The organism is Providencia sp. PROV200 (assembly GCF_049901995.1).
Taxonomy (GTDB): Bacteria; Pseudomonadota; Gammaproteobacteria; order Enterobacterales; family Enterobacteriaceae; genus Providencia; species Providencia rettgeri_E.
Genome location: NZ_CP096307.1, coordinates 650,889 through 675,075 on the forward strand (window position 1 = coordinate 650,889; position 24,187 = coordinate 675,075).

The 24,187-nt window shown below is 41.5% G+C and carries 24 protein-coding genes; 21 read left to right on the forward strand and 3 right to left on the reverse strand.

Annotated features, from left to right (window positions below; all coding sequences use genetic code 11):
- The first annotated feature begins 61 nt into the window (after window positions 1-61).
- Window positions 62-1,753, forward strand: coding sequence for a carboxylesterase family protein (locus M1E86_RS02775; RefSeq protein WP_213913976.1), 1,692 nt, complete (start codon window positions 62-64; stop codon window positions 1,751-1,753).
- Between the two features lie 60 nt (window positions 1,754-1,813).
- On the opposite strand, the gene M1E86_RS02780 is transcribed toward M1E86_RS02775, so the two are convergent.
- Window positions 1,814-2,203 carry a YidB family protein gene (locus M1E86_RS02780; RefSeq protein ID WP_004260854.1) on the reverse strand — a complete coding sequence of 130 codons (390 nt, stop codon included), beginning with the start codon at window positions 2,201-2,203 and terminating at the stop codon, window positions 1,814-1,816.
- A gap of 381 nt (window positions 2,204-2,584) precedes the next feature.
- Here M1E86_RS02780 and ltnD point away from each other — a divergent pair, with 381 nt between their 5' ends.
- From ltnD to tatC, 17 genes are all read left to right on the forward strand, one after another.
- Entirely contained in the window at window positions 2,585-3,493 is a 909-nt protein-coding gene (ltnD, locus tag M1E86_RS02785; RefSeq protein WP_213913974.1) for an L-threonate dehydrogenase, read from the forward strand.
- A complete protein-coding gene (gene otnK, locus M1E86_RS02790; RefSeq protein ID WP_125892795.1) occupies window positions 3,490-4,767 on the forward strand; it encodes a 3-oxo-tetronate kinase in 1,278 nt (425 codons plus the stop codon). The genes ltnD and otnK overlap by 4 nt, the downstream gene beginning before the upstream one ends.
- Window positions 4,760-5,401 carry an aldolase gene (locus M1E86_RS02795; RefSeq protein ID WP_125892793.1) on the forward strand — a complete coding sequence of 214 codons (642 nt, stop codon included), beginning with the start codon at window positions 4,760-4,762 and terminating at the stop codon, window positions 5,399-5,401. The genes otnK and M1E86_RS02795 overlap by 8 nt, the downstream gene beginning before the upstream one ends.
- Before the next feature lie 10 nt (window positions 5,402-5,411).
- Window positions 5,412-6,191 (forward strand): 2-oxo-tetronate isomerase, encoded by a 780-nt coding sequence (gene otnI / locus M1E86_RS02800; protein ID WP_125892791.1) that lies wholly within the window; start codon window positions 5,412-5,414, stop codon window positions 6,189-6,191.
- A gap of 12 nt (window positions 6,192-6,203) precedes the next feature.
- Entirely contained in the window at window positions 6,204-6,971 is a 768-nt protein-coding gene (locus tag M1E86_RS02805; protein WP_004914906.1) for a DeoR/GlpR family DNA-binding transcription regulator, read from the forward strand.
- A gap of 63 nt (window positions 6,972-7,034) precedes the next feature.
- Entirely contained in the window at window positions 7,035-7,994 is a 960-nt protein-coding gene (gene denD, locus M1E86_RS02810) for a D-erythronate dehydrogenase (protein WP_213913972.1), read from the forward strand.
- Window positions 7,995-8,004: 10 nt separating this feature from the next.
- A complete protein-coding gene (locus M1E86_RS02815) occupies window positions 8,005-9,381 on the forward strand; it encodes a GntP family permease (RefSeq protein ID WP_125892787.1) in 1,377 nt (458 codons plus the stop codon).
- 288 nt (window positions 9,382-9,669) lie between these two features.
- Complete coding sequence (gene udp, locus M1E86_RS02820) at window positions 9,670-10,428, forward strand: uridine phosphorylase (RefSeq protein ID WP_042848832.1); 759 nt, start codon at window positions 9,670-9,672, stop codon at window positions 10,426-10,428.
- Between the two features lie 274 nt (window positions 10,429-10,702).
- Complete coding sequence (locus M1E86_RS02825) at window positions 10,703-11,485, forward strand: tyrosine-protein phosphatase (RefSeq protein WP_125892786.1); 783 nt, start codon at window positions 10,703-10,705, stop codon at window positions 11,483-11,485.
- Between the two features lie 149 nt (window positions 11,486-11,634).
- Complete coding sequence (locus tag M1E86_RS02830; protein ID WP_140172653.1) at window positions 11,635-12,165, forward strand: DedA family protein; 531 nt, start codon at window positions 11,635-11,637, stop codon at window positions 12,163-12,165.
- Window positions 12,166-12,272: 107 nt separating this feature from the next.
- Window positions 12,273-13,628, forward strand: coding sequence for a DNA recombination protein RmuC (gene rmuC / locus M1E86_RS02835; RefSeq protein WP_140172654.1), 1,356 nt, complete (start codon window positions 12,273-12,275; stop codon window positions 13,626-13,628).
- 75 nt (window positions 13,629-13,703) lie between these two features.
- A complete protein-coding gene (gene ubiE, locus M1E86_RS02840) occupies window positions 13,704-14,459 on the forward strand; it encodes a bifunctional demethylmenaquinone methyltransferase/2-methoxy-6-polyprenyl-1,4-benzoquinol methylase UbiE (RefSeq protein WP_102139083.1) in 756 nt (251 codons plus the stop codon).
- 1 nt (window position 14,460) lies between these two features.
- Window positions 14,461-15,114: a ubiquinone biosynthesis accessory factor UbiJ gene (locus tag M1E86_RS02845; protein WP_213913968.1), complete on the forward strand. Its 654-nt coding sequence runs from the start codon at window positions 14,461-14,463 to the stop codon at window positions 15,112-15,114.
- The gene (ubiB, locus tag M1E86_RS02850; protein WP_213913966.1) at window positions 15,101-16,735 is read left to right on the forward strand and encodes a ubiquinone biosynthesis regulatory protein kinase UbiB; all 1,635 of its coding nucleotides are present in this window, start codon (window positions 15,101-15,103) and stop codon (window positions 16,733-16,735) included. The genes M1E86_RS02845 and ubiB overlap by 14 nt, the downstream gene beginning before the upstream one ends.
- 114 nt (window positions 16,736-16,849) lie before the next feature.
- Entirely contained in the window at window positions 16,850-17,131 is a 282-nt protein-coding gene (gene tatA / locus M1E86_RS02855) for a twin-arginine translocase TatA/TatE family subunit (RefSeq protein WP_125892776.1), read from the forward strand.
- A 3-nt stretch (window positions 17,132-17,134) separates the two neighbouring features.
- A complete protein-coding gene (tatB, locus tag M1E86_RS02860; protein ID WP_125892774.1) occupies window positions 17,135-17,677 on the forward strand; it encodes a Sec-independent protein translocase protein TatB in 543 nt (180 codons plus the stop codon).
- Window positions 17,678-17,680: 3 nt separating this feature from the next.
- Window positions 17,681-18,448: a Sec-independent protein translocase subunit TatC gene (gene tatC, locus M1E86_RS02865; RefSeq protein WP_213913964.1), complete on the forward strand. Its 768-nt coding sequence runs from the start codon at window positions 17,681-17,683 to the stop codon at window positions 18,446-18,448.
- Window positions 18,449-18,535: 87 nt separating this feature from the next.
- Here the strand turns inward: tatC and rfaH are convergent, their stop codons facing one another.
- On the reverse strand, window positions 18,536-19,030 hold the full coding sequence (rfaH, locus tag M1E86_RS02870) for a transcription/translation regulatory transformer protein RfaH (RefSeq protein ID WP_125892772.1): 495 nt from the start codon (window positions 19,028-19,030) through the stop codon (window positions 18,536-18,538).
- 164 nt (window positions 19,031-19,194) lie between these two features.
- Between rfaH and pepE the strand changes: the two genes are divergently transcribed.
- The 3 genes from pepE (at window position 19,195) to fre (ending at window position 22,220) form a co-directional block, all read left to right on the forward strand.
- Entirely contained in the window at window positions 19,195-19,920 is a 726-nt protein-coding gene (pepE, locus tag M1E86_RS02875) for a dipeptidase PepE (RefSeq protein ID WP_213913962.1), read from the forward strand.
- Between the two features lie 112 nt (window positions 19,921-20,032).
- On the forward strand, window positions 20,033-21,508 hold the full coding sequence (gene ubiD, locus M1E86_RS02880) for a 4-hydroxy-3-polyprenylbenzoate decarboxylase (RefSeq protein WP_125892768.1): 1,476 nt from the start codon (window positions 20,033-20,035) through the stop codon (window positions 21,506-21,508).
- Window positions 21,509-21,518: 10 nt separating this feature from the next.
- Complete coding sequence (gene fre, locus M1E86_RS02885) at window positions 21,519-22,220, forward strand: NAD(P)H-flavin reductase (protein ID WP_140172658.1); 702 nt, start codon at window positions 21,519-21,521, stop codon at window positions 22,218-22,220.
- A gap of 798 nt (window positions 22,221-23,018) precedes the next feature.
- Here fre and fadA read toward each other — a convergent pair.
- Entirely contained in the window at window positions 23,019-24,185 is a 1,167-nt protein-coding gene (gene fadA / locus M1E86_RS02890) for an acetyl-CoA C-acyltransferase FadA (protein WP_213913960.1), read from the reverse strand.
- Window positions 24,186-24,187: the final 2 nt, after the last annotated feature.

Sequence of the window (24,187 nt, forward strand, 5' to 3'; positions counted from 1 at the left end):
TATTTAGTTGGTTTATGTGCAGGGATAATATTGAAAGTTGTTAAATTATCAGGTAGTTAATATGTTAAAAAAATATATAAAAAAAACATTAATACCAGCGAGTACAGTTGCACTTTTCTTCGCTGCCTCATTTGGTGTACAGGCTCAAGGGGACAATCACATTATCGAAACAACGGCGGGTAAAGTTCAAGGTAGCACGCAACAGACACTAGTCGTGTGGACAGGAATACCCTATGCACAGGCTCCAGTTGGGGAATTACGTTGGAAAAAACCGATACCAGCAAGTCAATGGCAAGGCATTTTTGATGCAACAAAACCTGCCACAGATTGCATTCAAATCAGTAAAACTGGGCCTACAGGGGCCGAAGATTGTTTGAATCTTAATGTTTATCGTCCTGATAATAACCAGCAAAATCTTCCGGTACTATTTTATTTGCATGGTGGAAATAACCAAACGGGAGCTTCCAGCGAATTTAACCCTCAGGTCGTTGCAACCGAATTGAATGCCGTGATTGTCACGGTTAATTATCGCCTCGGTGCATTGGGTTTTAACCCGATCCAAGCGCTTAATACCGGTGATAAAGTCGAAGATTCAGGAAACTATGCCTTACTTGATATTAAGCTCTCATTAGACTGGGTAAAAGAAAATGTTGCGGCATTCGGTGGTAATCCAAATAACATCACCATTTCCGGTTTTTCTGCGGGGGGGCGTAATGTTATGGCAATGCTGATCTCTCCAATATTTGATAGATCATTCAATAAAGCGATTGTATTTAGCGGGGGTATGACCACTTCAGATAAGGAGCAAGCAGAACAGATCTTTGCAGATAGGCTGGCTAAACTTGTTGTTAGGGATAATAAAAAGCCTACGCTAGATTCAGCGAAAGAATGGGTTCTAAGTCGTTCGCCTGAACTGAAGGCTTATCTCTATCAATTATCTGCAGCAGATCTTGCGAGTTTATTTGGTGATGCAGGCATTCGTATGTCACATTTCCCACACCTTTATCGTGATGGGGTCGTCCTGCCTAAAAATGGCTTTGAAACAGATAAATACCATTCAGTGCCAATTATCATGGTCACAGGACAAGGTGAGTTTTCGTTATTTGCTTTGGGTGATAAGCGCTTTGCGAGTGCAAGTAAAAATCATACTCTGTTCTCCAACACAACGCTTTTAAATCAATATAACTTTGCGAATAAATACGGAAGTCTGTTGTATAGTCTATTTAATGTGAATCAATCGGCACAAAAGATGTACCCACATTATAATGCGCCAATTTATGGCATTGAGTTTGGTATAGGGAACAATGAATTAGTTACGGGTAGTGAACTTGTTCCGTTAGGGACTTTCCACGGTATTTTTTTAGTACTATGGGATAAAACTAAGTTTAGTCCATTTACTCAGCAATTAGTGACGTTAAACGGTACTAAGGATGTAAGGCAAAAATTCAATGGTTATCTCGCTAATTTTTTGATTAATGGAGAACCATCCCTTGAAGGACAAGTGGTATGGAAACGTTGGACACCGGAAAATGAGCAAGCAGGTGAGTCATTATTGGTTATCGATGAGAATAAAGAAAAATCAATAATTTATATGAGTAATAAGCCATATAAATATCAGGATGTTATTGATTCAATTGAGCAGGATAATACCGTAACAGCAAAAGACAAGCAGGAAATTGTCTCTCAAGTACTGAATGGACGCTGGTTTAGTGAACCTTTAGATGCGTATTTTAATCAACAAACGGCGCAATAAATAATTATTGGTAAATTGTGTGATTGATAAGCCCAAAGCTTGGGCTTATCAAGTGAAGTATTAACCAAATAATTTAGATTTCAGTAAGTTCATACCGATAGAAGCCAAATCGAGGTTTTCTGGGACTTCGCCATTGGGTGTGGCGCTATCAACTAACTGAGGAAGATATTTAGCAATCATTTCTGAGGTTGCTTGAGGCTCTAAGCCAACCTGTTGAGCTAATTCCTGGATATTCGCATTTCCAAAAACTTGCATTAATTGGCTAGCATCGATAGGTAAATTATTCCCTTCACTGATCCACGATGCAATAACACCACCTAAGCCTTGTTCGTTAAATTTTTCGATAACACCTTGAAGGCCACCTTGCTCCTCAACCCAGTTTATTACTGATTGAAATTGCTGCATTTTATCGCCTGCAACCATACCCATCATTTGCTCAAATAACCCCATGTTATCTCCTAGGCAATCAGCCAATTCATGCTCTCATCCATAGTATGGAGCATTATTCATAAAATTGTAGTCGGCTATTTTCAGCAATTTGAGTTTTAGGTCAATAGAAATGATGCATTGAATATAGCTCAGTAGAGAAAAAAGGTTTTTCATTTGTGAATTAAACGTGAATAAACATAACGCGCATCACATTTTTTATCACATTATTCTGTGAAAGCTTGTTTCAGGTGTCTTTGCTTTTATTTTGTTTTAATTCAATTGGTTATATTTTAATTGTTTGTTTTTTATATTATCTCAAATGTGATGTTAGTCATGTGTTTGTGAATTTTATTATGTGAGAATTCACAACAGTCACGAAGATTAACAACATCAGGGGTCATTATGGGAAATTTCGTTAATAAAGTTGGCGTGATTGGCCTAGGTTCTATGGGGATGGGGATCGCACAATCTCTTATAAAAAAGACGATCCCTACCTATGGATTTGATTTAAATCAAGACGCTTGCGAAAGCCTACTGCGTGGTGGAGCCGTCGCGGTGGGGCAAAATGCAGCGGAATTCGCCCATGAGATTGATGCTTTATTGCTAGTGGTCGTCAATGGTCGTCAAGTTGAAGCGATTTTATTTTCGGGTGAACAGCCTCTGGTTGAGCAATTAAGCCCCGGTACCATTATTGTACTGCATAGCACACTTTCCGCTGAACAAACCAAAAATATCGCTCAACGCCTTGCTTCATACCAATTGCCTCTTGTGGATGCGCCTATTTCAGGTGGTTCAATTAAAGCGGCTGAAGGTAAATTGACCATAATGGCATCAGGTGCTCCCGCTTTATTTGAGCAGCTTTCACCCGTATTTAACGCTATTTCTGAGCGCTTATATCGCGTAGGGGATGAGGTTGGATTAGGTTCAACCGTCAAAACAATCCACCAGTTATTAGCTGGGGTGCATATTGCGGTAGCGGCAGAAAGCATGGCTTTAGCCGCCAAGGCGGGGATTAACCTTGACGTAATGTATGACATTGTTACCCATGCAGCTGGAAATTCATGGATGTTTGAAAACCGCATGCAACATGTTCTAGACGGAGATTACACCCCAAAATCGTCAGTCGATATTTTTGTCAAAGATTTAGGGCTAGTGATGGAAACAGGGAAAGCATTAAATTTCCCGCTCCCACTCGCGTCAACCGCCCATCAAATGTTTATTTCAGCGAGCAATGAGGGCTTTGGTTTACAGGATGACAGCGCGGTGATCAAAACATTTAAAGGTATTACTTTACCGGAGAAAAAAGCATGACAGTGAAGTTAGGCGTAATAGCGGATGATTTTACCGGTGCGACTGATATCGCAGGCTTTATGGTGCAAAACGGTTGGAAGGTTGTCCAGTTATTGAATGAACCCGATGAAAACACACCGGTACCACAAGATGTTGATGCCATAGTCATTAGTTTAAAAAGTCGCTCTTGTCCTGTGGATGAAGCTGTCAGTGCATCGACTAATGCGTGCAATTGGCTGAAACAAAAAGCGAATTGTCAGCAAATTTTCTTTAAATATTGCTCGACGTTTGACTCCACCGAAAAAGGCAATATTGGTCCCGTTACAGATGCATTAATGGCGCAACTAGGAACAGATTTAGCATTAGTTTGTCCTGCGTTACCGATTAACGGCAGAACCGTTATTCATGGGCATTTATTTGTGAATGGCCAGCTACTTAATGAAAGTGGCATGCAGCACCACCCTGTAACCCCAATGACAGATGCAAACTTATTGCGTGTGATGGAAAAGCAATCAAAAGGCAAAGCAGGTTTAGTCAGACTTGATGATATTCAAAAAGGCAGTGACGTTGTTAGCCAAAAACTTGCCGAATTAGCTCAACAAGGTGTGAGTTACGCGGTCGTTGATGGCTTGACGATGGATGATTTGCTTCCTATCGCACAAGCGGTTAAAGCGATGCCATTGTTAACTGGGGGTTCCGGCCTCGGTGCTGCACTGGCCAATGTGGATAGCCAATGTCCATGGGGGGGCACAACGCAACGAGGTGAAAAACCAACAGGTAAAAACAGGAAGACAGTTGTTTTATCAGGCAGTTGTTCGGTAATGACGAACAAACAAGTGCAGGCTTATCAACAAGTTGCCCCTGCAAAAATGTTGGATGTGGGGGAGTGTTTAAATAACCCAGAGTATGCCAAAACATTGGCAGATTGGGTGCAAGCACAGCAACTAACTGGTTTAGCACCAATGCTTTATGCCACTCAATCACCTGAGTTATTGAAACAGACACAAGAAAAATATGGCGCAGCGGAATCAAGTTCCGCGGTCGAGAAGGTATTTGGTGAAGTTGTCGTGCTGTTGAAAGCGCAAGGGTATGACACCTTTATTATTGCTGGCGGCGAAACCTCTGGAAAAGTGGTTCAAAGCCTTGGAACAGAACAATTAAGTATTGGTTCACCAATCGCCCCTGGTGTGCCATGGGTACAGGACTTAGCAAGCGGTAACTGGTTAGCGCTGAAATCAGGTAATTTCGGCCAAGAAAATTTCTTCCAGTTTGCACAGGAGATGTTTAATGAGTGATGAAAAGGCGCTGCGCCAAGAGTTAGTCGATTGGGCTAAATCAATGTTTAACCGCGGCTACAGTAGCGGTGGTGCAGGGAACATTAGTGCTCGGTTACCTGATGGTTCGATTATCGTGACACCGACCAACTCCAGTTTTGGTGATTTAGAGCCTAACAAACTGAGTAAGCTCGATGCGCAAGGCAATTGGATTGGGGGAGATAAACCGACAAAAGAAGTTTCTATGCATATGGCGATGTATTTACAACGTCCTGATTGCCAAGCGGTTGTTCATCTTCATTCACCTTGGCTAACTGCGTTGTCTTGCTTGCCAGGGTTAGATACAAAAAATTGTTTACCGCCAATCACGCCATATTATGTGATGCGAGTGGGGAAACTGCCATTGATTGAATACTTGCCACCGGGGGATGACCGAATTGGTGAGGAAATTGCAAAATTAGCACCGACACATAATGCGGTATTGCTATCGAATCATGGCCCGGTCGTGGGTGGTAAAACATTAAGACAAGCTTTCTTCAATGCAGAAGAATTAGAAGATACAGCTCGCTTATATATCACATTACGCCCACATGGCTTTACAACATTAACGCAAGAGCAGGTTGAACAGCTCGAAAGTCGTTATCCACAAAAGTAGCGAGGCAAAAATGGCTAAATTTGCTGCAAATCTAAGCATGATGTTTACCGAAGTGCCTTTTATACAGCGCTTTGAACGGGCTGCAAATGCAGGGTTCAAAGGTGTTGAGTATCTTTTTCCTTATGAAGAAGATGCCGATGTCATTGCCGGTGAGCTGAGTAAATACCATTTAACTCAGGCCCTGTTTAATATGCCAGCGGGTAACTGGGCACAAGGGGAGCGCGGTATGGCTTCGATCCCCGGTCGTGAGAACGAATTTGCCGAAGGCGTACAAACCGCATTGAAATATGCGAAAGCGTTAGGCTGCAAACAAGTTCATGCGATGGCAGGAAAAGTGAATGAAAATTATACGCTTGAACAACAAACTGCGTGCTATATCAAAAACATTCAATATGCGGCCGATGTGATGGCTGAGCACGGTATTCGTGTACTCATTGAGCCAATCAATACCCGTGATATGCCTGGATATTTTTTAACAACACAAAAACAAGCGGAAGCATTGCTACCTGAAATTGACCGTGAAAATGTATTTATCCAGTTGGATTTATATCACTGCCAAATTATGGAAGGTGATTTATTGAAAACAATTGAACGTTTATGGGGTAAATTTAGTCACATTCAGATAGCGTCAGTCCCATATCGTCATGAACCGGATAGCGGAGAAGTCAACTACCCATGGATTTTTAAGCAATTAGATGAAATGGGTTATGAAGGCTGGTTAGGATGTGAATATCATCCAGCAGGCCGCACCGAGGATGGATTAGGCTGGCTTAAACAAGCAAATTCATAATTAGGAGAACCTATGCTCCCTTCTGAGCGTCGTGATTTTATTTACCGTTACGTGCATGAACATCAAACCGTATCGATCAGTGATTTGGTTGAGTTAATGAATGTCTCTCATATGACAGTGCGACGTGATATTCGGATGTTGGAAGAAGAAGGGAAGGTACTCAGTATTAGTGGTGGTGTTAAGTTAAATGATGTGTTGCGCCAAGAGCTACCTTGGAGTGAAAAGGCGCGGTTGCATCATCGCCATAAGCGTGAAATTGGCCAGTTTGCTAGCTCGTTAGTCGAAGATGGGCAGGTGGTGTATCTCGATGCGGGAACCACCACTTTTGAGATTGCACGTGTACTTGGTGAGCGTTTTAACTTAACGATTGTCACTAATGACTTTTCGATTATGCAGTATTTAATGAATAAATCGCAGCTGAATCTATACCACACCGGGGGATTAGTGGATAAACGTAACCACTCTAGTGTCGGAAATACGGCTGCGATGATGCTGAAAACGCTCAATGTTGATATTGCTTTTATCAGCACCAGCTCATGGGATTTACAGCATGGGGTTTCGACTCCACATGAGGAAAAAGTTCAGATAAAACAGACGCTATTGGATGTTGCTCGCCGTTGTGTGCTGGTTTCAGACAGTAGTAAGTTTGGCAAATATGGCATGTTTCGTGTTTGCCCATTGAATCAATTGCACGACATCATTTGCGATGATCAATTGCCAGCTGATGTGGTGCAGCGGATAACAGAACAAAACATAAAACTTCATTTAATCAAGACATAAAACATAAATAATCTTACCTAATACTGCATAGCCAGTTAAAGGGCTATAGCAAGGAGAATTACAATGAAAGTTATTATTACTGGTGGCGCAGGCTTTCTGGGCCAGCAGCTAGCCGCTGCTTTGCTTAAAAATACTCAGGGTTTAAAATTTGACCACCTTGTTTTAGCCGATATTCAATGCCCTACATCACCGATTGAAGATGCCAGAGTCAGTTGTGTCGCTTTAGATTTAACGCAAGCCGGCGCGGCAGATAAACTGATTGACGCGCAAACCGACGTGGTTTTCCACCTTGCGGCTATCGTAAGTAGTCACGCTGAAAGTGATTTTGACTTGGGTATGAAGGTTAACTTCGAAGCCACTCGCCAATTACTGGAAGTCGCTCGAGCCAAGAACCCAGCAATCAAATTTATGTTCACCAGCTCCCTCGCTGTGTTTGGTGGTGAGCTACCTGATGTCATCACAGACTTGTGTGTCGTTAACCCACAATCGTCCTATGGTGCTCAAAAGGCTATGTGTGAATTGATGGTTAATGACTATTCACGTAAAGGCTTTGTTGATGGCCGTGTGATGCGTTTGCCAACTATTAGTATTCGTCCGGGCGTGCCAAATAAAGCGGCTTCTTCATTCGCAAGTGGCATTATTCGTGAGCCATTAAATGGGGTTGAAAGTGTTTGTCCTGTCTCCCCAGATCTCGCGTTATGGTTATCTAGCCCTGAAACCGTGATTAACAATTTTATTCATGCAGTCAGTATCCCTGCTGAGAAATTCGGTAAATCACGCACTGTAAACCTGCCAGGTATTACCGTTACTGTTCAAGGCATGATTGATGCTTTACGTGATGTTGCAGGTCAAGAAGCGGTGGATCTTATTCGCTTTGAACCTGATGAAGCCATTAACCGTATTGTGGCGAGCTGGCCGGGCAAATTTGATATCAGCCGTGCATTGGATCTTGGTTTCCGTGCAGATGGCTCTTTTGGTGATGCGATCCGTTCGTTTATCACCCACCACGGTTCTTCTAAGTAGGAGATAGCCTATGTCCTATATTCCTGTTATTGGCCTCGCAGTGGCCATATTTGTCTTGATCTTTTTAGTATTACGAACGCGTGTTCATGCGTTATTAGCAATGCTAATTGCTGCGGCCATCGCGGGTGTATCCGGTGGTTTGACTGCAGCAGAGACGGTGACAGTCATCACAAAAGGCTTTGGGTCAACACTCGGTAGCATCGGTATTGTTATTGGACTCGGGGTAATGATGGGAAGGGTGCTGGAAGTTTCAGGTGCTGCTGAACAGATAGCTTATAGCTTTATCAAATGGCTAGGTAAAAAACGCGAAGAATGGGCGTTAGCAATTACCGGCTATATTGTCAGTATTCCTATCTTCGTTGATTCTGCTTTTGTGATTTTATACCCATTGGCAAAAGCATTAGCCAAAAATGGTAAACGTAGCATACTGACTCTAGGCGTTGCACTCGCGGGTGGGTTAGTGGTGACACACCACACCGTTCCACCAACACCTGGGCCTTTAGGCGTGGCAGGGATCTTTGGTGTCGATGTTGGCGCAATGATCCTGGCAGGAATGAGCCTCGCTATTCCTTGTGTTATCGGTATTGTTCTTTACGCAAAATGGTTAGGGACTAAATACCCTGAATTTATGCCAGATGAAACGGGTAGTGAAGACCTGAAAGAAGTTCACGCTCGTTATATGGAAGAAAAAGCGAATAAACCATTACCAAGCCTGTTCTTATCGCTTTTACCGATTATTACGCCTATTTTGTTAATTTTCATAAATGCAATCAATGGGTTAATGCTAAAAACGGAATCTTTCCAAGGCATGGAAAGCAATTGGTACTTCCAAACGTTTCAATTTTTAGGTGCACCGATTATCGCATTATCAATTAGTGTGTTGATCTCTGTTTACACATTAATGCCAAAAGCAACAAAAGAAGAAGTCATCGACCGTATGGAAGAGGGCTTGCAAGCTGCCGGTATCATCCTACTTGTAACGGGGGCTGGTGGTGCATTAGGTGCAGTACTGCGTGATAGTGGCACAGGAAATATTCTTGCAGAACACGTGGCAAATCTGCCGATTACACCTGTATTGATTCCGTTTATCATCGCAACGTTGGTTCGTTTGATTCAAGGTTCGGGTACAGTAGCAATGATTACTGCAGCATCTATTTCTGCACCAATTATTAGCCAAATACCTGATATTAACTTATTGGTCGCGGCGCAAGCGGCAACCATGGGGTCTCTGTTCTTCGGTTACTTCAACGATAGCCTGTATTGGGTGGTGAACAGAATGATGGGAATTAAGGACGTTAAACAACAAATCATTGTTTGGTCTATTCCGACCACCATTGCGTGGGCGATAGGTCTAGTTGGTGTCCTCATTCTTGATGTAATTCTCTAACATAGCGTTATCAGTTTTAGTTCTGCCAAATAATCAAAGCGCCCAGTCATTTGGGCGCTTTTTTCGTTATGTCAAACTTTCATCTATACTGATGACAATGGATGTTAAAGAGAAATAAAGACAATGAATATATGTGATTCAAATCACTAAATGATGAAATCAAACTTTTATTGTTTTCATTAAAGGTGACGGCCATCACTAAAAATTTATCGTTTTCTCGTTATATTACAAATAACGATTAATCAGTATCGACTGATTTAATGATGCCATTGTGTAAAGGAGTTTGAAATGTCCGACGTTTTCCACTTAGGTTTAAAGAAAAGTGACTTACAGGGTGCGACCGTAGCGATTGTTCCTGGGGATCCTAACCGTGTTGAAAAAATTGCACGTCTGATGGATAACCCTGTACACCTTGCGTCATTACGTGAATATACCTCTTGGCGTGGTGAACTTGACGGCAAAGCCGTCATTGTTTGTTCAACGGGTATTGGTGGGCCATCAACCTCGATTGCCGTAGAAGAATTGGCACAACTTGGTATCCGCACGTTCTTACGTATCGGTACAACGGGTGCAATTCAAGAAGATATCAATGTCGGTGATGTGTTAGTCACTACGGGAGCTGTACGTTTAGATGGCGCTAGCCAACACTTTGCACCATTAGAATACCCTGCAGTTGCTGATTTTAACTGCACCAATGCGCTTTATGCTGCTGCGAAAGACGCGGGCGCAACCGTTCATGTCGGTGTCACTGCATCATCAGATACCTTCTACCCAGGTCAAGAACGCTATGATACCTATACCGGCCGTGTAATGCGTCACTTCAGAGGGTCGATGAAAGAGTGGCAAGACATGGGCGTGATGAACTATGAAATGGAGTCAGCGACATTACTGACCATGTGTTCAAGTAGTAAAGGCTTGCGTGCAGGTATGGTGGCTGGTGTTATTGTAAATCGTACCCAGCAAGAAATTCCAAATGAAGCGTTACTGAAGAAAACGGAAGGTAACGTGTTAAGCATTGTGGTTGAAGCCGCTCGCCGCTTACTGTAGTTCGTGATTTACTGGCTCGCTTACTTGAATTTCACTCGGTTGTGGACGAAAAGTAGGCGGGCTTAGTCCTTTTATCTATTTTTCATCTCTCTTTATTTCCTCTATAGATTTAGCCATTATTCATTAGTTTTCAGGAAATATTCTGATCCTCTTATTTGCTAGATCTGTTATTGTCATAAAAACAATTATCAATATTATGTGCCCTTAAATTATTCAGGTTACATTTGTTTTATTGTTAACTGGAATGAAAGCTATAGGGCGAAAAGGAATTATTATGTCAACAACACCTTATCTTCATCCTTCTGTTTTGCCTTTAAAAGGCGGTATTAACTTCCGCGATCTCGGTGGTAAAAAACTCGCTAATGGTGGAAAAATTAAGCCTGGAGTCCTGTTCCGTTCTGGTGCGTTAGACCGATTAACACAGGAAGACGAAGCGGTTTTGCGTTCACAAAATCTTTTTCAAATCATTGATTATCGTGATGAAGCTGAAATCTTAGATAAGCCTGATGTCATTTGGCAAGGCGCGCATTATATTCATGCTCCAGCGAATCCCTTAGCTAAAGAAGTCACCGCAAATTTAGATAAATTAACGCCAGAAATATTGGAACAGTTCGATCCACAAGCCTTTATGTTTCGTTTATACGAACTATTACCCTTGAACAATCCTGCTTATCACCAATTGGTCAATTTACTCAAGCAGCCAGAAAAAGGCGGGATCGTGCAACATTGTGCAGTAGGAAAAGACCGCACAGGGGTCGGTTCTGCACTCGTATTATTTGCGTTAGGTGCAGATTTAGACACAGTAATGGAAGATTATTTACTGACTAATGAAACACTTGCACCATACCGTAAACACTTACTCGAAGAGCACGCAAAAACGATGGACGAAAATATCGTGAAAAAATTTGAATATGTCTATTCAGTACGTGAAGACTTCTTGAGAACAGCTCTAAACAGTATTGAAAGAGAGTATGGCAATGTAGATCAATGGTTAGAAAAAGATTTTGGCCTAGGGAAACAGCAACGAGAAGCACTACAAAGTCAATTTTTGGACTAAGTCATACTAACTGAAACATGAGTTGTGGATGAGCCATTTTTCTATATCCACAACTCGGTTTTTCCAAAGGTGTTTTTGCCTTGTTTAACTTTGATTTACTACTTTTTCGCTACAGTATTCTGATTATCCCCTAATGAAAGGAACTGACCGTGACACTCAATGAAATTGTCACCATAGTGACGGACTTTACACGCGAACATGAAGTATGGGCGCTTCCTATTATTTTCTTTTTGGCGTTTGGGGAGTCTCTGGCATTTCTGTCACTTTTGTTACCTGCAACGGTTATTTTACTCGGGCTTGGCGCTTTGATTGGTGAAAGTAATATTACTTTCTGGCCAATATGGTTAGCGGCTGCACTCGGTGCTTTCTTTGGGGACTGGCTCTCTTATTGGATTGGTTATCATTACAAAGAAAATGTACGCCATATGTGGCCAATTTCTCGAAACCCGCAAATGATTGATAAAGGGCAGCGTTTCTTTGACCGTTGGGGTATCTGGGGAATTTTCTTTGGGCGCTTCTTCGGGCCTTTACGAGCCATTGTTCCCTTGGTTGCTGGGATTTGCGCAATGCCACAACGGCATTTCCAGCTCGCCAATATCGCCTCTGCGATGATTTGGGCATTTGGTATTTTAGCGCCAGGAGCACTGGGCCTAAAGTGGTTCGCAAGTTGGATAGGCTAAGCTTGCGAAGCGCTTCGCAAAATTTTCTTCAATGGCTAAATTACCTCTGGACACTTATACAGTATCCCATTACCTTACACTAGACTTTGTAAAGTAAGGATTTAACCGTGGATACCTCTCTTTTATATGCTGTCATTGGTGTGCTGAGTGGCGTTTTAGTTGGTGGTTTAGCAACTTGGTTCTCTATTGCCCAAAAAATTGCGCAAAAAGATCAGGAACTGCAGCAACTCAATCGTCAACTTGCAGCGAGTGACGAAAAAAATATTCATCTTGCGCAATGGAAAGAGGAATATGACAGGCTAGATCAAGAACTGCGTACTCAAAGGGATATCAATCGAGAGCAAGAAGCGGAACTTCGCGAGGTCATCACCCGTTTTGAGCAAAACCAGTTAGCAAATGAAGAAAAACAACGCATTTTACAAAATAGTGAACAACGGCTGACAGCGCAATTCGAAAACCTAGCAAATCGTATTTTTGAGCAAAATGAGCGGCGTGCATCTGAGCAACAACAGAAAAGCCTATTGGCGATGTTGTCACCTTTTCGTGAGCAATTAGATGGTTTTCGTCAGCAAGTTCAGCAAAGTTTTGGTGAAGAGGCCAAAGAACGCCACACTTTAACCTATGAGATTAGGCAATTACAGCAACTCAACAATCAAATGACCAAAGAAGCTGTTAACCTGACACGCGCTCTGAAAGGAGATAACAAAATTCAAGGGAACTGGGGAGAAACCATTCTGACTCGGATCCTAGAAGTCTCAGGTTTACGTGAAGGAAGTGAATTTGAAACCCAAGTTAGTATCAACACAAGTTATAATAGCCGCTATCAACCAGATGTGATTATTCATCTTCCTGAAGGTAAAGATGTGGTCGTTGATGCCAAAATGTCGCTGGTTTCTTATGAACATTACTTCAATAGCGAAGATCCACATGAACAGCAACAAGCACTAAAAAACCATGTGGCATCTATTCGCAACCATATGCGTATGTTGAGCCGTAAGGATTACCATCAGTTACCGGGAATTCGTTCATTGGACTACGTTTTAATGTTTATCCCTATTGAACCTGCTTATTTACTGGCTTTGAAAGAGGCTCCCGAGTTACTTGATGAAGGAATTAAACAAAATATTATGTTAGTTTGTCCTTCAACATTGTTAGTCGCAGTGAGAACGATTAATAATATGTGGCGATATGAACGCCAAGGGCAAAATGCTCAGGAAATAGCAAATAGAGCAGCGAAAATGTATGACAAGCTGCGCTTGTTTGTGGATGATATGCAAGTTTTAGGCACCAGTCTTGATAAAGCGAATAATACTTACCTATCGGCAATGAAACGCCTTGCCGAAGGACGTGGAAATTTAATTAGCCAAGCGGAAAGTTTTAAAGAGCTCGGAGTCGAAATTAAGCAGCCTATCGAGCCTCAATTAGTTGAGCGGTCTGATACGTCTAATTGTGCGGAATCTTAGACTTCTGATAGGGTTTTGGCTCAAAGACTGTTACACTTCCTACAAAAGTTTGAATGATAAGCAGGCATAAGAGAAATGACTGAACCAACTAAAGAAACCATTGATTTCGGTTTCCGTACTGTCGGCAAAGAAGATAAAGCTGGCCTAGTAGCGAATGTTTTTCACTCAGTAGCATCAAAATATGACTTAATGAATGATTTAATGTCATTTGGTATCCATCGTATTTGGAAGCGTTTTACCATTGAAGCGAGCGGAGTACGTCGTAATCAGCGAGTACTTGACCTTGCAGGTGGAACAGGTGACTTAACCGCTAAATTTTCACGTTTAGTGGGTGAAAAAGGCGAAGTCATACTCGCAGACATTAATGACTCAATGCTAAAAATGGGGCGTGAGAAATTACGTGACCTAGGTATTGTCGGTAATGTTAATTATGTACAAGCCAATGCGGAAGAACTGCCATTCCCTGATAACTATTTTGATTGTATTACAATCTCTTTTGGTCTGCGTAATGTCACCGACAAAGACAAAGCGCTACGCTCTATGTTCCGAGTGCTAAAACCAGGTGGGCGTTTATTGGTACTAGAGTTCTCAAAACCAATTATTGAGCCTTTGAATAAAGCTTATGATGCTTATTCATTCCATATACTCCCTCGTATTGGTCAGGCGATCGTTAATGATCCAGATAGCTATCGTTATTTAGCTGAGTCAATCCGCATGCATCCAAACCAAGAAACACTAAAAGGTATGATGGAAAATGCAGGTTTTGAACAGGTGTCGTACACCAATATGACAGGTGGAATTGTCGCATTGCACAAAGGGTTTAAATTCTAAGATGGAAGCACCATCAACACATACCGAAAATCAAAATACAGTTTTGTATTCTTTGATAACAGCATTGATGGAAACCTCTCTTAACCACGTGTTGTTTAAAGAAAAAGTTCTACAGCCTGCTAGAATGCGTTTGGCTGGTAAAGTTATGGCAATTGAACTTAAAGAACTGAATAAAACGTTAACACTTGTTTTTGCTGAAAATCATGTTGATGTGTTAAGCCAGTGGGTTGAGCCTGCGGACTGTACCATTAAAACATCCATCTTTACGCTTGTTAAATTGAAAGACAAACAGCAATTATCTCAACTTATCAATCGTGGTGATATCGTGATTGAAGGGGATATGCAAATTGTGCAGCACTGGTCTTCTTTACTCGATTTAGCAATTTGGAATCCTGCTCACTATTTATCACCGTATATCGGTGATGTTGCAGCTGAAGGGCTTAGTAAATTACTGAATAAAGGTGCGTGCCTTGCATCTCATTTAGTAAAACGGCAAAAAACGTATATCAAAGACGCAATAATTGAAGAATGGAAAATGGCTCCTAGCCAACTTGAACTTGCTCATTTTAGTGATGGAGTCGAGCAAGTAGAAAATTCATTGAGTGCCCTTGAACAACGGTTAAGCCAGTTGGAGGAGAAGAATGACACCCGGTGAAATAAAACGACTTTACTTCATTATTCGGGTTTTTCTCTCTTACGGATTAGACGAGTTAATCCCCAAAATTAAACTAACGTTACCATTACGAATCGGGCGCTTAGGTTTCTTTTGGATTAAAAATAAGCATAAAGATAAAGCATTGGGCGAAAGGCTTCGTCTTGCTTTGCAAGAACTTGGGCCTGTTTGGATCAAATTTGGCCAAATGTTATCGACTCGCCGAGATCTTTTCCCTCCTGCGATCGCAGATCAACTTTCGCTATTGCAAGACAAAGTGGCGAGTTTCGATGGCAAACTGGCGCGAAGCTATATTGAAGAGTCTCTCGAAGGGCCACTAGAACAGTGGTTTGATGACTTTGATGAGCAAGCTTTAGCGTCTGCGTCCATTGCTCAGGTTCATACCGCAACATTAAAAGAAAATGGCAAAGATGTTGTCATCAAGGTGATTCGTCCTGATATTTTGCCAATTATTAAAGCTGACATTAAATTAATGTACCGCATTGCAAATTGGGTTCCTTTGTTGCCAGATGGGCGACGATTAAGACCAAAAGAAGTCGTGCGTGAATATGAAAAAACATTGATTGACGAGCTGAATTTGCTCCGTGAATCAGCAAATGCCATTCAGCTTCGTCGTAACTTTGAAAATAGTGCAATGCTGTATGTACCAGAGGTCTATCCAGATTATTGCCGTGAAAACGTGATGGTCATGGAGCGTATCTACGGGATCCCAGTTTCCGATATTGCTGCGCTTAAAGCGCAGGGGACCAATATGAAACTGCTGGCAGAGCGCGGTGTTAAAGTCTTCTTTACACAGGTTTTCCGTGACAGTTTTTTTCATGCAGATATGCATCCAGGCAATATCTTTGTGAGTTACGATCATCCAGAAGATCCTCAGTACATAGGGATAGACTGTGGAATAGTCGGTTCATTAAACAAAGAAGACAAACGCTATTTGGCGGAAAACTTCATTGCTTTTTTTAATCGTGATTACCGTAAAGTTGCAGAATTGCACGTTGACTCGGGCTGGGTTCCTTCAGACACAAATGTGGAAGACTTTGAGTTTGCTATCCGTACCGTATGTGAGCCTATTTTTGAGAAACCATTGGCTGAAATTTCATTTGGGCAAGTATTATTAAATTTATTTAATACAGCACGCCGTTTCAATATGGAAGTTCAGCCACAGTTAGTCTTATTGCAAAAAACACTGCTGTATGTAGAAGGGCTAGGACGGCAGCTTTATCCCCAACTTGATCTCTGGAAAACAGCAAAGCCCTTCCTTGAAGACTGGGTTCATAGCCAAGTAGGGATACCTGCAATTACCCAAGCATTAAAAGAAAAGGCACCTTATTGGGCAGAAAAAATGCCTGAAATTCCTGATTTGATTTATGGTGCTTTGAGACAGCATAAATATTTACAATCGAATATTGACCAACTAACGCAGCAACTGAAAAGTCAGCGTAATAAACAACGAAAATCTCAGTACCTTTTAGGTATCGGTGCCACATTTATACTCTGTGGAAGTTTATTCCTTATTTCTAATCTCACACCGTTTGGAGTTGTGTTTATGGTTGCAGGAGCGCTGTCTTGGTTGTTTGGTTGGAGTAAAACCGGCGGTAATTAAGTAAACTTTGTTTTGCGACAAGTTTATAAGGCTGTGAACATTTCCGTATTTTGTGTTGGTTGTATATAATAGATCTCATAACATTGATCCCAAAACTATATAGAGGTATTAACAATGGAATCAACTTTCGCAATGGCTGCTTTCGGTAGTCCTTGGCAGCTCATTATCATTGCTTTACTTATTATTTTAATTTTCGGCACCAAAAAATTGCGTTCTTTAGGCTCAGACTTGGGTGAATCACTCAAAGGCTTTAAAAAAGCAATGAACGATGACGAAAAAGCAAAAGCAGAACAAGAAAAGCAAGATGCTGACTTCGCACCTAAAAATATTACTGAACAACAGGCTGCTGAGAAGAAAGAAAGCCCAGTTGAGAGCAAAAATAAAGAGCAGGGTTAAACCGTGTTTGACATAGGTTTTAGTGAACTGTTGCTTATTGCAGTTATTGGTCTCGTTGTATTAGGCCCTGAGCGGTTACCAGTGGCAGTGAGGACTGTCGCTGGGTGGATCCGTGCGATGCGTTCTATGGCTGCAAATGTACAAAATGAGTTAACGCAAGAGTTAAAATTGCAGGAGCTACAGGACACGCTGAAAAAGGTTGAAGAAAAGGCTAATTTAGAAGCACTTTCTCCTGAACTTAAGCAGTCCATGGAAGAATTGCGTACAGCTGCACAATCGCTTAAAAGCGGCTACCAAGAGACAACCAATGATATTGAAACAGAGTTAAATAAAGCAAAAGAGATCACTGACAGTTACGATAGTGCTGTAAAGGAAGCGAAAGATAATACTCAGCAACCTGAAGAGTCTGATCCAAACCCTGAACATGCAGCTAAAATGGCTGCCGTTGTTGAGGATGAAAAAACGGAAGATTCAACAGCTGTAAAAACAGTAGGATCACTCGAAGCTAATGTAAAAAACTCTAATCAAACTGAAAGTGAAAAATAACACATGGCTGTAAATGATACACAACCACTTATTAGCCACCTCATTGAACTTCGTAAACGGCTGCTAAACTGTTTAATTACCGTATTAATTGTTTTTGCTGCCCTTGCTTATTTTTCAAATGATATCTATCGGCTGGTAGCAGCCCCTTTGATTGATAAGCTGCCAGTAGGTTCGCAAATGAGTGCGACGGATGTGGCGTCAACATTTTTTACCCCAATTAAATTGACAATGATGGTATCGGTTTTTGTATCGATTCCCGTTATTCTCTATCAAATTTGGGCTTTCATTGCGCCTGCCTTATACAAGCATGAACGCAAACTCATGTTGCCTTTGCTTGTCTCAAGTAGCTTCTTGTTTTATTTGGGAATGGCATTTGCCTACTTCGTTGTTTTTCCGCTCGCATTTGGTTTCTTTGTTAAAACAACCCCTGATAGCGTCAACTTTATTCCAGATATCAGTAAATACCTTAGTTTTGTCATGACATTATTCATGGCTTTCGGTGCCGCATTTGAAGTACCTATTGCAATTATTTTACTGTGTTGGACTGGCGTGACTACACCAGAATCACTGAAACGTAAACGTCCTTATATTTTAGTCGGGGCATTTATCGTTGGGATGTTTTTAACACCGCCGGATGTACTCTCTCAAACTTTACTTGCTGTTCCAATGTATTTGCTTTTTGAACTCGGTGTCCTGTTATCTAATTTCTATGTTGGTAAAGGCAGAAATCGGAAAGAAGGGGCAGAGGAAGAAGAAAAAGAAGAGTCCTGATTTGCACTAAATAGCGGTTATTTGAAATGTAAAATGATGAAAAGCCCTCTAGATAGGGCTTTTTTATTGCTTGAACGCTTGAAATATTTAATCTGTATTTTTTTTAAATTGTGTATTATCAAGCACTTTAGGTACACTTTTATTTAAAATATTCAGTAAAAGAATAGAGCGATACTCACCATTAGGCTCATCAAAAATAGCTTGTACACCCGCAAAAATACCCTCCGTAATGGTAACCTGATCACCATGCTTTGGCATATCTGGTGCAACGGTATGACTAATGGGAGCTTGTTGTAACAGCTCAATAATTTTTTCGGGGACTTCTACTGGCAATTGGCCAAAACGAATAAAATGGCTTACCCCTCTTGTTGATTGGATTGTTGTTGTATGAATTTCATTGTGATCAAATTTCACAAATAAGTAATTTGGGAACAGCGCTTCTTGCACAGTCATTCTTTTCCCTCTAACCACTTTTTCCATTTCGGTCATGGGGGTCATACAAATAACATTCTGTCGGTTTAAATGCTCCAGAGCACGCTCAATTTGGCCTCGTTTGCAATAAAGCAAATACCATTTTTCCATTTTTTGAATTCCATCTGACAAAACTATGTTTATGATAACAAATTACGACATAACAATGTGACTAATGAATAATGGCACCATATTATTGATACACTTAGGTCTATATTAATCCAATATATTCTTATGATAACTGTAGTGCAAAAACTAAATCAGTAGGAGACATAATGGATATCTTTTTGTTGAGTAACGGTAAGCTACCAGGCAGCCCTGTATGGCTTAGCTACGCCTTACCTCGAATCAAAGAAATGATTGTTCGTAAAAACATAAAGTCAGCAGTTTTGGTTCCTTATGCGGTTCTTCGAGGTTCACATGATGAGAGAGCTGAACAACTTTCGGAAGCGTTGGGAATAAAAGTCACGACTATTGAGCACTTTTCTAGCCCTGTAGAAGCGATTGAGCAAGCTGAATGTATTCTTGTCAGTGGCGGTAATACTTGGTGGCTGAATAAATGCCTACATGAAAATGGGCTGATCGTTGCTATTCAACGTGCGGTTCGTGAGCGTGGTGTACCTTATATCGGCTGGAGCGCGGGATGTAATGTAGCGACGCCAAGTATTCGTACTACGAATGATATGCCTGTTAGCAATGCTGCTATTATGCCTTCTCTAGGGTTATTTCCATTACAAATTAACCCCCACTATATTGATGCCCATATTTCTGGCCATATGGGCGAAACTCGTGATGAGCGATTACAAGAGTTTTGTGTGATTAATCCTCATGAAGTTGTTGTTGCACTCAGGGAGGGAAGTGGGTTACAAATTAAAGGTAATGAGCTTCACTATTTCAGCGGAAAAGATGAAGGTTTTAAACTATTTCAGCATAATAAAACATTCTCAGAACAATTTAATACAGTACTATTAGAAAAATTAGTGCCTTTTGATTGCCAGTAAAATGGTATACTAAGCCAGAAAAAGATTGATTTTAAAGTGTTTTAGGCAGTAACTTGTAACCTTGGCCGGACGTCTTATAATGAGACTCCCTCTGTAACAGTAAAAGAAGATAATGAAATACCGTGACCTTAGAGATTTCATCTCGCAACTTGAAAAACAAGGCGAGTTAAAACGTATTACAATGGAAGTCGACCCCTATTTGGAAATGACTGAAATTGCAGATCGCACACTAAGAGCAGGGGGACCGGCCCTATTATTTGAAAATCCCAAAGGTTATAACATGCCTGTCTTATGTAACCTGTTTGGCACAACTAAACGTGTTGCAATGGGAATGGGGCAAGAGGACATAAAAGCCTTACATGATGTAGGCAAATTACTTGCCTTCCTAAAAGAACCTGATCCTCCAAAAGGTTTCCGTGACCTCTTTGATAAGCTTCCAAAATTTAAACAAGTTCTGAATATGCCAGCTAAACGGTTAAGTTCGGCTGCCTGTCAGGAACAAATTTGGGCCGGTGAAGACGTCGATCTGACAAAGATCCCTGTTATGCATTGTTGGCCAGAAGATGCAGCGCCTTTAATTACATGGGGGCTGACAGTCACTAAAGGTCCTCATAAAGAAAGGCAAAATTTAGGTATTTATCGTCAGCAAGTTCTTGGAAAAAATAAAGTCATTATGCGTTGGCTATCCCATCGCGGTGGTGCTTTGGATTTTCAAGAATGGTGCCAAGCTCATCCAGGCGAAAAATTTCCTGTTGCTGTCGCACTTGGCGCAGACCCCGCAACCATTTTAGGCGCGGTCACACCAGTCCCGGACACATTATCAGAATATGCTTTTGCGGGGTTACTGCGCGGTAATAAGACTGAGGTTGTTAAATGCATATCGAATGACCTCGAAGTTCCCGCAGGCGCCGAAATTATTTTAGAAGGGTATATTGAGCCGGGCGAAATGGCCCCTGAAGGCCCTTATGGTGACCATACTGGTTACTATAATGAAATCGATACTTTCCCTGTATTTACCGTGACTCATGTGACTCAACGCCGCGATGCAATTTATCACTCAACTTATACAGGAAGACCACCCGATGAGCCTGCAGTATTAGGCGAAGCGTTAAACGAGGTCCTTGTCCCTATTCTTCAAAAGCAATTTCCTGAAATTGTTGATTTTTATCTTCCACCAGAAGGATGTTCATACCGTCTTGCTGTAGTGACAATGAAAAAACAATATGCAGGACATGCCAAAAGGGTCATGATGGGGGTCTGGTCATACCTGCGCCAATTCATGTACACTAAATTTGTTATTGTTTGTGATGATGATATTAATGCACGAGACTGGAAAGATGTTATCTGGGCAATTACCACACGAATGGACCCAGCTCGTGACACGGTGATGATGGAAAACACACCCATAGATTATCTCGACTTCGCTTCTCCTGTCTCAGGATTAGGTTCAAAAATGGGGCTTGATGCTACCAATAAATGGCCAGGTGAGACAGATCGTGAGTGGGGGCGTCCTATCGTAATGACAGAGAGCGTTAAATCTCGCATTGATGATATTTGGGAACAATTAAATATTTTTGATAAAAAATAAGAGGGAAACCATGGCAACTTTAAGCTGTAAAGTAACATCTGTTGAATCTATCACGGATACGGTTTATCGGGTGATTTTGTTGCCAGATGGTCCTTTTCATTTTAAAGCAGGCCAATATTTGATGGTCGTGATGGATGAGCGTGACAAACGACCATTCTCAATGGCTTCTACCCCAAATAATAAAGAAACGATTGAATTACATATTGGTGCTTCTGAGATTAATTTATACGCAATGGCTGTAATGGATCGAATTTTGGATCAAAAACGTATAAATATTGACATTCCTCACGGTAAAGCTTGGTTTCGGGAAAATAGCAGTAACGCAATGATTTTAATTGCGGGTGGAACAGGTTTTTCCTATACCCACTCTGTATTGCTAGCGGCATTAGCTGAAAACCCAAATCGTGACATAACGTTCTATTGGGGCGGTCGTCAATTGGAGCACTTATATGATCTTGGTGAACTACAGGCGCTTAGTGAAAGTTATCCTAATTTAAAGATCACCCCTGTTGTAGAACAGCCAGATGAACTATGGCGAGGAAGGACAGGAACGGTTCTTAGTGCAGTGCTTGAGGATTTTGGTGACTTATCAAGCCATGATATCTATATTGCAGGTCGTTTTGAAATGGCCAAAATAGCCAGAGAACGGTTTTGTAATGAACGCGGAGCTAAATCGGAGCAGTTATTTGGTGATGCTTACGAATTCATTTAACCCGTCCTAGTTCAAATTGTAGGGGTGTTGGCTTCGCTCATTCGCCCTAGTCACATACTTGTGTATGCTCCTAGGGTCTCGTTCACTTGCCGCCTACCTACAATCCGAACTATGAGGATTAAACTTGTTGTAGGTTTTGCATTAAAACCACATAAGTTCAAATTGTAGGGGTGTTGGCTTCGCTCATTAGCCCTTATCACAGACTTTTGTATGCTTCTAGGGTCTCGTTCACTTGCCGCCTACCTACAATCCGAACTATGAGGATTAAACTTGTTGTAGGTTTTGCATTAAAACCACATAAGTTCAAATTGTAGGGGTATTGGCTTCGCTCATTAGCCCTAATCACAGACTTGTGTATGCTTCTAGGGTCTCATTCACTTGCCGCCTACCTACAATCCGAACTATGAGGGTTAAACTTGTTGTAGGTTTTGCATGAAAACCACATGAGTCCAAATTATAGGGGTGATGGCTTCGCTCATTAGCCCTTATCACAGACTTTTGTATGCTTCTAGGGTCTCGTTCACTTGCCGCCTACCTACAATCCGAACTATGAGGATTAAACTTGTTGTAGGTTTTGCATTAAAACCACATAAGTTCAAATTGTAGGGGTGTTGGCTTCGCTTATTAGCCCTAATCACAGACTTTTGTAGGCACCTATAAGGGGTATTTACTGGCAGCTTATCGATAGTCTCAATATACTTGTTGTCGCTATTTAGGCAAAAAGGGTAAAAAAAACCCGCCCCTGACTAGGCGGGAACATCGACAAATACAATGTTTGCGAAAACTAAAAATAAACTGTTAAACACGCTCAATAATTGTAGCAATACCTTGGCCGAACCCGATGCACATCGTAGCTAAACCAAATTGTTTATCGTTTTGTTCTAATTGATTAAGCAATGCGGTTGAAATCCTTGCCCCTGAACACCCCAAAGGATGCCCCAGCGCAATCGCTCCCCCGCAGAGGTTTACTTTATCATCTAATTGATTTTCTGATAGATTCAAGCCTTTTAGGCATGCGATAGATTGCGCGGCGAAAGCTTCATTTAATTCAATAATATCAATATCATTTAAAGTTAGCCCTGCACGTTTCAAAGCCAGTTCACTTGCTGGCACTGGCCCAAACCCCATGATTGATGGGTCGCAGCCAACAACAGCCATCGCACGTATTTTAGCTCGAGGCTTAATGCCTTGCTGAGTGGCATAACTTTCGCTGGTCAGTAACATCGCAGATGCACCGTCAGAAAGAGCCGATGAATTACCTGCAGTTACCGTTCCACTAACAGGGTCGAAAGCGGGGCGAAGAGCGGCTAAACCTTGGAGATTTGCATCAAAACGAATCACTTCATCATAATTGACTGAAATGAGGTTACCTGTAGCATCATGGCCACTAATTGGGACGATTTCGTTATTGAATTTCCCTTTTTCCGTCGCTAAGGCAGCAAGTTGGTGAGACCTTAACGCAAATGCATCTTGCTCTTCTCGACTAATCTTATACATTTTTGCAAGCATTTCAGCGGTTAGACCCATAGCACCTGCGGCTTTAGCAACGTGTAAAGTCAGCTTAGGGTTGAAATCTATACCATGAGTCATTGGTACGTGACCCATATGCTCCACTCCACCAATGAGTACTGATTTAGCATCACCTGTCATAATTAACCGGCTTGCATCGTGTATTGCTTGCATTGATGAACCACAAAGACGGTTTACTGTAACTGCAGGAACGGTATGAGGAATATCTGTGAGCAATGCTGCATTTTTAGCAATATTAAACCCTTGCTCCAGTGTTTGCTGAACACAACCCCAGATAATGTCATCCAATTCTTTTTTACTTGCGTTTGGATTACGTTCAAAAATTGCATTCATGAGGTGTGCAGAAAGGTCTTCAGCTCTAACATGGCGAAACACCCCACCTTTTGAACGGCCCATTGGTGTACGTATTCCATCAATAATGACGACATTTTCCATAA